Origin of the sequence: Bradyrhizobium acaciae, assembly GCF_020889785.1 — a bacterium.
Lineage (GTDB): Bacteria > Pseudomonadota > Alphaproteobacteria > Rhizobiales > Xanthobacteraceae > Bradyrhizobium > Bradyrhizobium acaciae.
In genome coordinates, this window is the sequence record NZ_JACMYK010000089.1 from 18,856 (window position 1) to 28,701 (window position 9,846).

General features: G+C 64.4%; 9 protein-coding genes. All 9 read left to right on the top strand.

Features of this window, described 5'->3' with window-relative positions; genetic code table 11:
- The first annotated feature begins 341 nt into the window (after positions 1-341).
- Complete coding sequence (locus H8A92_RS27260; RefSeq protein ID WP_420831375.1) at positions 342-2,234, top strand: putative bifunctional diguanylate cyclase/phosphodiesterase; 1,893 nt, start codon at positions 342-344, stop codon at positions 2,232-2,234.
- Positions 2,235-2,328: 94 nt separating this feature from the next.
- Positions 2,329-2,514, top strand: coding sequence for a hypothetical protein (locus H8A92_RS27265; protein WP_229198619.1), 186 nt, complete (start codon positions 2,329-2,331; stop codon positions 2,512-2,514).
- Positions 2,515-2,647: 133 nt separating this feature from the next.
- Positions 2,648-3,604: a catechol 2,3-dioxygenase gene (locus H8A92_RS27270; RefSeq protein WP_229198620.1), complete on the top strand. Its 957-nt coding sequence runs from the start codon at positions 2,648-2,650 to the stop codon at positions 3,602-3,604.
- Between the two features lie 149 nt (positions 3,605-3,753).
- Complete coding sequence (locus tag H8A92_RS27275; RefSeq protein ID WP_229198626.1) at positions 3,754-4,245, top strand: DUF1801 domain-containing protein; 492 nt, start codon at positions 3,754-3,756, stop codon at positions 4,243-4,245.
- Between the two features lie 102 nt (positions 4,246-4,347).
- Positions 4,348-5,625, top strand: a complete 1,278-nt coding sequence (soxC, locus tag H8A92_RS27280; protein WP_229198621.1) for a sulfite dehydrogenase — start codon at positions 4,348-4,350, stop codon at positions 5,623-5,625.
- Positions 5,626-5,659: 34 nt separating this feature from the next.
- Positions 5,660-6,157 (top strand): c-type cytochrome, encoded by a 498-nt coding sequence (locus H8A92_RS27285; RefSeq protein ID WP_420831376.1) that lies wholly within the window; start codon positions 5,660-5,662, stop codon positions 6,155-6,157.
- Positions 6,158-6,331: 174 nt separating this feature from the next.
- The gene (locus tag H8A92_RS27290) at positions 6,332-6,631 is read left to right on the top strand and encodes a BA14K family protein (RefSeq protein ID WP_229198623.1); all 300 of its coding nucleotides are present in this window, start codon (positions 6,332-6,334) and stop codon (positions 6,629-6,631) included.
- 147 nt (positions 6,632-6,778) lie between these two features.
- Entirely contained in the window at positions 6,779-8,263 is a 1,485-nt protein-coding gene (locus tag H8A92_RS27295; protein WP_233285638.1) for an amino acid permease, read from the top strand.
- Between the two features lie 239 nt (positions 8,264-8,502).
- On the top strand, positions 8,503-9,846 hold a 1,344-nt coding region (locus H8A92_RS27300), incomplete at its 3' end, for a porin (RefSeq protein WP_229198625.1).

Consider the following 9,846-nt stretch of genomic DNA (forward strand, 5'->3'; position numbering starts at 1 on the left):
GGATTGGAAAAACCGTTAAGTCGCCGGGGTTTCGCATCGGCTAAATCTACTCCTTCCCGGTGACGATTTGTTTCTATCGTACCGCGAGATTGCGCGCCGTTACGCGCATCGGCGGCGAAATCGTCGTTTTCTGGCACAGCCGCGATTGTTTCGCGGTTTTTCCGTTAATGCGGGATTCACCATCTCGGAGGAGTGCGTTGATGGCTCCGTAGGTTTACGGGGGTCTCGGCGCGATTTGTCGTTTGCGGACTCCGGGTAACGTGTAACCGATTGCTAACTGCGAGTTGTAACGACCTTTCCATTAGTGCTGCGTAACGATGCCGCGCTCGGGAGAGATCAGCGTGCGCATCGAACACCTCAATTCATCGTCAGGAAATGCCGACGCCGGCTCGACCAAGGGTCTGGCATTCTGTGCCGGTCTGCTGGTCGGCAGCCTGCTCGGAACAGTGACTGCACAGTGGAGCGAGCGCGAAGGCCTGCTGATGGCGGCATTTGCCATCATGGCCACGATTGTGTTCCTGTTACTGAAGCGGCACGAAGTCTCCGACGCGCGGCTCGCCACCGAGCGGCGCAATCTCATCACGGCCGTGAACAACATTCCGCAAGGGCTCGTGCTCTACGATGCGTCGGCGCGCATCATCATCTGCAACCGTCCCTATATCGAGATGTTCGGGCTTTCGCCCGACGTGGCGAAGCCGGGCTGCACCATGCAGCGGCTGATCGCGCACCGACAGGAGACCGGCTCGTTCGATGGCGACGTCGACGAGTTCTGCGACGCCATCATCCGTAATGTGAGGCTCGGCAAGGCGACGCGTCAGCTGACCCAGGCGCCGGGCGGGCGCGCGATCGAGATCGTCAACACGCCGCTGCCGGACGGCGGATGGGTGGCGACCATCGAGGATATCACCGAGCGCACGCGCACCGAGAACAAGATCGCCTACATGGCGCATTATGATGCGCTGACCGATTTGCCGAACCGTGTGCTGTTCCGCCAGCGCCTCGAGCAGTCGTTGCGGGCGATCGGGCCCGACGAGCAGCTCGCGGTCATGTATATCGACGTCGACGAGTTCAAGAGCGTCAACGATGCGCTCGGCCATCAGATCGGCGACGAACTGCTCAAGGCAATCGCCGATCGCCTGCGCTCCTGCCTCGGGCAGAGCGATGTCGCGGCGCGGCTCGGCGGTGACGAGTTCGCGGTGATCCAGACCGCGGTTCGCGACCAGACCCAGACCATGCAGCTGCTGGCCGCGATCTATCAGGCGATCCGCCAGCCGATCGAGTGCAGCGGGCATCTGATCACCACCGACGCCAGCATCGGCATCGCGGTCGCGCCCGCCGATGGCCTCGAGCTCGATCAATTGCTGCGCAACGCCGACCTCGCGCTCTATGGCGCCAAGAGCGACGGCCGCCGCACTTACCGCTTCTTCGAGGCCGGCATGGACGCGCGCGCCAAGGCGCGGCGCAGCCTGGAGCTGGAACTGCGCCAGGCCATCGTCGACGGCAGCTTCGAGCTGCATTATCAGCCGCTGCTTCATCTCGAGAACAGCCGGGTCAGCTGCTGCGAGGCGCTGGTGCGCTGGCGTCATCCCGAACGCGGCACGATCTCGCCCGCTGATTTCATCCCGGTCGCCGAGGATACCGGCCTGATCAACGATCTCGGGCACTGGGTGCTCAACACCGCGTGCCGCGAAGCCGTGAACTGGCCGGATCATATCCACGTTGCGGTCAACGTGTCGCCGATCCAGTTCAAGAGCGAGACGCTGGCGCTGAACGTCGCGGCTGCGCTCGCGGCATCGGGGCTGGCGCCGTCGCGACTCGAGCTCGAGATCACCGAGGCGGTGCTGATCCGCGACGACGAGGCCGCGCTCGATATGCTGCATCAGTTGCGCGAACTCGGCGTCCGGATCGCGCTCGACGATTTCGGCACCGGCTATTCGTCGCTGAGCTATCTGCAGCGCTTCCCGTTCGACAAGATCAAGATCGACCGCGCCTTCATCAAGGATCTCGCGGGTACCGGCGCATCGTCCACGATCGTCCAGGCCGTCGTGAACATTGCCGCCGCGAGCGACATGACGACGACCGCCGAGGGCGTCGAGACCGAGCAGCAGCGCAATTTGCTTCGCGTCCTCGGCTGCACCGAGATGCAGGGCTATCTGTTCAGCCGGCCGGTGCCGGATGTCGAGATCCGCAAGCTGCTGTCGTCGCATCGCGAGAAGGTCGTCTCGGTCGCCTGACCGCCGGCTCGACCGCATTCACTCTGTGATTTCGGCCACGGACCGCCGCGGCCGCGCCGGCCATCTTGTTGATCCGCAACAAAAGGGCTCGGCCATGTATTATCTCGTGAATACGCTGCTCGTTCTGGCGATCGCGTTCTTCTTCTTCCTGCCGATGACCGATCGCCGCACCGCGCGGATGAAGCTGTGCATGGTGTGCGCGCTCGCCGTCGCGCTGACGGTGTCGGCGACCGCGTCCCGGCCGCACCGGTCGGCGCCGGTGATGGCGTCGAAGGGCTGACTGCCGATGCTGCCGCGGTCGCCGGCGCCACCAATTTGTTGACTGGACCTAATCCTTTGTACATTAGTACAAATCGACGCCCGCCCGATTGGAACGACGTCGATCCGGCGCCGTCGCCGAAGGAGACCGCCCCATGCAGCCGGAACCGATCTTCGATCTCGCTCATCTCGGGCACATGGAGCTGCTGACGCCGAAGCCGGACGAGAGTCTGAAATTCTTCGTCGACGTCATGGGCATGACGGTCAGCGGCCGAAAGGGCGGCTCGGTCTATCTGCGCGGCTGGGACGACTACGAACGCTATTCGCTGAAGCTGACCGCATCGAGCACCTCAGGGATGGAACACATGGCGCTGCGGGCGCGCAGCCCACAGGCGCTCGAGCGCCGCGTTGCCGCCCTGAAGGGCTCGGGCTTCGACATCGGCTGGGTCGATGATGATATGGGGCAGGGACCGGCATTCCGCTGCCGCGATCCCGACGGCCACGTCATCGAACTCTATTACGAGACCGAATGGTACGAGGCGCCGGCCGAACTGAAGCCCGCATTGAAGAACCAGGCGCAGCGCTTTCCGGCGCGCGGCGTCAATGTCCGCAGGCTCGATCATCTCAACTGTCTCGCGGTCGATATCAGGGCCAACCGCCTGTTCTTCGAAAACTACCTGGGATGCCGCACCACCGAGCAGATCGTGCTCAACGACGGCACCGAGGCGACGATGTGGATGACGATGTCGAACAAGAGCTACGACTTCGCCTACACGCGCGACCACTACGGCAAGCGTGGCCGATTTCATCATGTGACCTACGCGCTCGACAGTCGCGAGGAGATCTTGCGGGCCGCGGATATTTTCCTCGAGCACGGCGTCCATATCGAGACCGGGCCGCACAAGCACGCGATCCAGCAGACCTTCTTCCTCTACGTCTATGAACCCGGCGGCAACCGCGTCGAGGTCGCCAATGCAGGCGCCCGCCTGATCCTCGCGCCGGACTGGAGGCCGATCGTGTGGACCGAGGAGGAGCGCAAGAAGGGACAGGCCTGGGGGTTGAAGACGATCGAGTCATTTCACACCCACGGCACGCCGCCGGTGACCGGTTAGGCTTCGGCCGCGGCGCGCAAGGTCGCGCGCGTCGATACGCCGCCGCGAACGCCTGCGGTCGATGACGACAACATGGGCGCACGGTCGATATGATCCTGTTCGAGCGGCCGACGCCGTGCGCGATACGCGAACCGATGGAAACAAGCACAATGGCTGGCAAGACGCCCAAGACGTCGGCGAAAAGCGCGAAGAAGGCTGCCAAAAAGAGCGTGAAGAGTGCCGCGAAGCGCGATACTGCAAAGCCGCGCCTGCTCTCGGGCGGCAATCCGCAGATCGCGAAAGGGTATGGTGACGCTCCCGTGCAGGCCTATATCGCGGCGATGCCGGGCTGGAAGCGCGATATCGGACGCAGGCTGGACGCGCTCATCGTGCGCACCATTCCCGGCGTGCACAAGGGCGTGAAGTGGAATTCGCCACTCTACGGCATGGAAGGGCAAGGCTGGTTCCTCGGTATCCATGTCTTCGCGCGCTACGTCAAAGTAGCGTTCTTTCGCGGCGCGTCGCTGCATCCGGTGCCGCCGGGCGAGTCCAAGCAGCAGCATACGCGATATCTCGACATTCACGAGAACGATGAGCTCGACGAAGCCCAGTTCGCCGCCTGGGTGAAGCAGGCCAGCCAAATGCCCGGCGAGCAGATGTGACCGCCACGAGGCGTCGTCGATGCAGCTCTGCGCGCGGGACCATTGCCTCGCCTCGGGCGTTTGGTGTTAGGCTGCATCGCCTAACGTCAGAGGAAAACGTCGATGAGCGAACACACGACGGACAAGCGCGTGCGAGAGGCGTCTCGCAGGCGTTTCCTTCAGGCGGGTGCAGCACTGGCCGGTGGCTCCGCGATCGCGGGAGTTGCCGGTTCTACCGCGCTTGCCGAACAAGGGAATAATCTTCCGCCCAGCGTGCCGGAATGGATGAAAACGCCCGGTGATCCGATGGGGAGCCAGCCTTATGGCGCGCCGTCGGTCCACGAGAAAGGCGTCATCAAGAATATCTCGAAGACGCTGCCGCAGTATATCTCAGCTTCGGGCCGTACGCCGTTGCAGGAGCTCGACGGCATCATCACGCCGAACGGCCTGTTCTACGAACGCCACCATGGCGGCGTGCCGACCATCGATCCGGCCGAGCACCGGCTGATGTTGCATGGCATGGTCGATCGCCCGCTAGTGTTCACGATGGAGGACATCCGCCGCTTTCCGTCGCAGTCGCGGATTCACTTCCTCGAGTGCTCCGGCAATCCGGTCTACACCAAGCCCTACGGCAAGACGGCCTCGGACCTCGTCGGCCTCCTGAGCTGCGCGGAATGGACCGGGGTACCGCTCAAGGCGGTGCTGGACGAAGCGGGCGTGCAGGCTGGCGCCAAATGGATCGTTGCCGAGGGCGCCGATGCGGCCGCGCTGACGCGCTCGATCCCGATCGAGAAATGCCTCGACGACGCCATGCTGGTCTACAGCCAGAACGGCGAGCGGCTGCGTCCGCAACAGGGCTATCCGCTGCGCCTGTTGTTGCCGGGCTTCGAGGGCAACATGAACGTGAAATGGCTGCGCCGGCTCAAGGTCGTCGCCGAGCCGGCCTATTCGCGCGAGGAGACCTCGAAATACACCGACCCGATGCCCGACGGCACGTCGCGCGAATTCACCTTCTACATGGAAGCCAAGTCGATCATCACGCGGCCGTCCGGCGGCCAGAAGCTGACCACACATGGCTTTCACGAGATCACGGGGATCGCCTGGAGCGGCCACGGCAAGATCAAGAGCGTCGAGGTCTCGCTCGACGAAGGCAAGAGCTGGCAGCAGGCCGAACTTCAGGAGCCGGTGCTGACGCGTGCGCTCACGCGCTTTCGTTTGCCCTGGCACTGGGACGGCACTCCCGCCGTCATCCAGAGCCGCGCCATCGACGAGACCGGCTACATCCAGCCGACGCTGGCAGAACTGGTGGCGGTGCGTGGCCTCAACTCATTCTACCACAACAACGCAATCTGGCCCTGGCACATCGATGCGAATGGCGAGGTGACCAATGGCCAGGCGTAAGCTCAAGGCGGCGTTTCTCGTGGGGGCGATCGCGATGCTTGCCGCTGCTGCGCAGGCCGAGGATCGCTTCGGCATCGGGCGTCCGGCAACGCCTGCGGAGATCGCGGGCTGGAACATCGATATCGGTCGCGACGGCTCCAACCTTCCGCCGGGCAGCGGCGGTGTCGAACGCGGCCGCGCCGTGTTCGCCGAGCAGTGCACGGCGTGCCATGGCGACAGCGGGCAGGGCGGCGTCGGTGACCGCCTGGTCGGTGGACAGGGTACGCTGGCGAGCCCCAAACCGATCCGCACCGTCGGCAGCTATTGGCCGTATGCCCCGACGCTGTTTGATTACATCCGCCGCGCAATGCCGCAGAATGCGCCGCAGTCGCTGAGCAATGAGGACGTCTACGCGGTGTCCGCCTACATCCTCAGCCTCAACGGCATCGTGCCGGCCAATGCCGTGCTCGACGCCAAGTCGCTTGCGGCCGTCAAGATGCCGAACCGCGACGGGTTCGTCTCCGACCCGCGGCCTGACGTGCATAACCGCTGAGCGGCGGCCGGACGTCAGTCGCGAACCGCAGTCGTCGTGCCCACTGGGGCAGCCTCGCAGCATTGTGACATGCTGCCCCTGTGCCCGGAATTTGATCGTCACCACATCAAGCCCGGGCACGAAGGCGTTCCTGCTGCCCAGGGCAATTTTCAATTGATGCATCGGAGAGGTCATATGGCCGGGCTCAAGGCCGTTGCAGCCGCTGTGCTGCTGGTGGGAATGACGTTCACGCCGGTGGCGGCCCAGATATCGGAGCCGGCACTTTTTGACGCCCAGAATCCGGGGCGGAGTGCGATCGACGGCGGTGCTCTCACGCCATGGGGCGAGGCGCAGGCGGCGCAGCACAGCGGCAACCCGGAGAACGCCTACGGCGCCATCCCGCCGGCACTGTCCTCTTGCGCCCGTTATCGTTCGTTCGACCCGGCGTCCGGTACCTTCCTTGGCCGCGACGGTCGCCGTCATCGATGCCAATAAGGGCGCGGTACCCCGCTTGGTGGTGGATAAACGCTCCGGCCGTCGCCATCCGCGCGAACGACCTGACGTTGGGCGCGTTATAGTCCACTGATCGCGTCGGGTCCCGCCGGGCCCGAGCGGCGGAGGGCATCTGGCGTGACGGACACCCTGGCTGGCTTCTGGGATCGAAAGTCGACCTCCGAGCTATTGCGGGAGGCGGCACGGGCCGACGGCGACGCGGAGACGCCGGTCTTCAAGCGCTCGCTGTCGGCGTTGCAACTGGTCACGCTCGGCATCGGCGGCATCATCGGCGCCGGCATCTTCGTCCTGACCGGGCACGCGGCGGCCGCCAATGCCGGTCCCGCCGTCACGCTCTCCTTCATGCTTGGTGCCGTCGCCTGCGCCTTCGCCGGCCTGTGCTACGCCGAGATGGCGTCGACCGTGCCGATCTGCGGCAGCGCCTACACGTATGCCTATGCCACGCTCGGCGAACTGATCGCATGGATCATCGGCTGGGACCTGATCCTCGAATACGCGGTCGGCGCGATCGCGGTCTCGGTCGGATGGTCCGGCTATTTCGTCAGCTTCATGCGCGATTTCGGCATCAATCTGCCGCAGCAATTCACCTCGGCGCCGCTCGCCTACGACGCCAACAGCGGTGCGTGGTCGTCGACCGGTGCGGTCGTCAACATCCCGGCGATGGCGATCATCGCCTTCGTCACCGCGCTGCTCGTGGTCGGCATTCGCGAGTCCGCGCGTTTCACCAGCTTCGTCGTCGTGGTCAAGCTCGTCGTCATCGCGTTGTTTCTCGCCACCGCGGCCTCCTCGGTGACGCTCGCGAACTGGGTGACGTCGAGCAATCCGGAGGGCTTGCTGATTCCGCCGAATGCCGGTCCGGGCGTGTTCGGCTGGTCCGGCGTGATCCGTGGCGCAGCGGTGGTGTTCTTCGCCTATATCGGCTTCGACGCAGTCTCGACTGCCGCACAGGAAGTGAAGGTGCCGGAGCGCGACATGCCGATCGGCATTCTTGGCTCGCTGGTCGTCTGCGCCGCGCTCTATGTCGCGGTCGGCTTCGTGCTGACCGGTATCGTGCCGTATGATCGGCTCAGCGTGCCCGATCCGATCGCGGTCGGTATCGATGCCGTTGGCATCGGTTGGCTCGGTCCGTTCATCAAGCTCGGCATCCTGTTCGGACTGACGTCGGTGATCCTCATCATGCTGCTGGCGCAGCCGCGGATCTTTCGCGCCATGGCGCATGACGGGTTGCTGCCGGGCTTTGCCGCGAAGATCCATCCGCGCTTCCGGACACCCTACGTCTCGACCATCTTCTCCGGCACCATTGCCGCGGTCCTGGCGGGCCTGCTGCCGATCGGGCTGGTCGGCGAACTGGTGTCGATCGGGACGCTGTTCGCGTTCACGGTGGTTTCGATCGGCACGCTGGTGCTGCGCGTGCGCGATCCGGAACTGGCTCGGCCGTTCAGGGCCCCGGCGATCTGGCTGGTGGCCCCGGCGGCCGCTGGAACCTCGCTGTTCCTGATGTTCGGCCTGCCGCTCGACACCTGGATCAGGCTCGCGGTGTGGCTCGTGATCGGGCTTGCGATCTATGCGGCCTATGGTCGACGTCACAGCCGGCTGCGAGCGAGCGGCGCATAAGGCCGCGCTCCCAAGCCCGTCCATCGCAACGGTCGACCCGGCTGCCTCATTCGCAGAGCTGATGAGGCCTATCAGAACAATTCGTAAGGCCCCGCTGCAACCATCCGCTAGGCTGTTTTCGCGCTTTCGGAATCGGTGAGGAATGGCCGGACCCTCGGGGCATTGGAGGGTGTGTCGAAGGCGCTGAGCCACCGAGCGATCCGTGGCCTTTCCTGACATACGTGAACTTGGGGGTTAACATGAAAATTTCGAACAGCTTTATCCTCGGCTCGGTGGCGGTTCTCGTCGCAGCCGGGGGAGCCAAGGCGGCCGACCTTCCGGTCAAGGCCAAGGCGATCGAGTATGTGAAGGTTTGCTCGCTCTATGGTCCCGGTTTCTACTACATCCCGGGCACCGACACTTGCATCAAGCTGGGCGGCTACCTGCGCGTCGACGTCGTGGCGAACTCGAACATTGACAACACCGGCAACACTTCGGGCGCTGCCGGCGCGCGGAACCGCTTCACCAACGGCTACACCTGGCGCTCGCGTGAAGACCTGAACATCGATACGCGCACTGCGACCGAATACGGCGTGGTCCGCACCTTCTTCGATGCGACGTTCAACTGGACCTCGGATAGCTACGCCGGCCAGGGCAACGGTGCGACCGTTTACTCGCCGATCGGCACGGTTCAGGCGCCGAACAACGCCAATACTGGTGCGGTTGCGGCTGGTACGGTTGGCGTCTACTACGCCTTCATCCAGTTCGCCGGCTTCACCATCGGTAAGGCGGTCTCGCAGTTCTCGGCTCCCTGGACCGCCTATCCGGGCAACAGCTACGACGGTCTCGTCGGCGGCGGCGGCACGGTCACAGGTGTGAACCAGTTCACCTACACTGCTGAGTTCGGCAACGGCGTGTCGCTCTCTCTGTCGGCGCAGGATCAGTCGGCCTACTATCAGGCTGGCGTCTTCAACCTCGGCGCTCCGGTCACGATCGCTCCTCCCGGCGCGCTCGGTATCGTCGGCGTCAGCGACTATGCTGGCACGGTCGCTCCGGACCTCGTCGCGATGCTGCGCGTCGACCAGGCTTGGGGTCTGTTCCAGGCGTCGTTCGCGGCGCATGACAACCACGTCGCTTACTACGGCGGCAACGAGTTGACCGGTCATCCGAACGACAAGTGGGGCTGGGCTGGTCAGTTGGCCCTGTCGATCAAGAACATCCCGACCGGACCTGGCGACACCATCAACATCCAGGGCGTCTACACCGACGGTGCGACCCGCTATAATATCCAGGACCTCGCCGGTTCGGCGGGTGCCAACACCGTCTTCGGTAACACCGGTGTTGCCGGCGCCTACCAGAGCATCGGCTTCGGCTTTGCGCCGGACACCGTGTTCGTGACCGGTGGCTCGCAGCAGTCGGTCAAGACCTGGGGTATGCGCGGTGCATACGTCCACAACTGGAATCCGAACTGGAACACCAGCATCTACGGCGCTTACGCTGGTGTCCGCTTTAACGACACGTCCAAGGGCTACATCTGCGGTCCCGGTCGAACCGGCATCGGTGGTACGTTCCAGCCGCTGCTAGGCGGTGCTGCGTCCCTGACG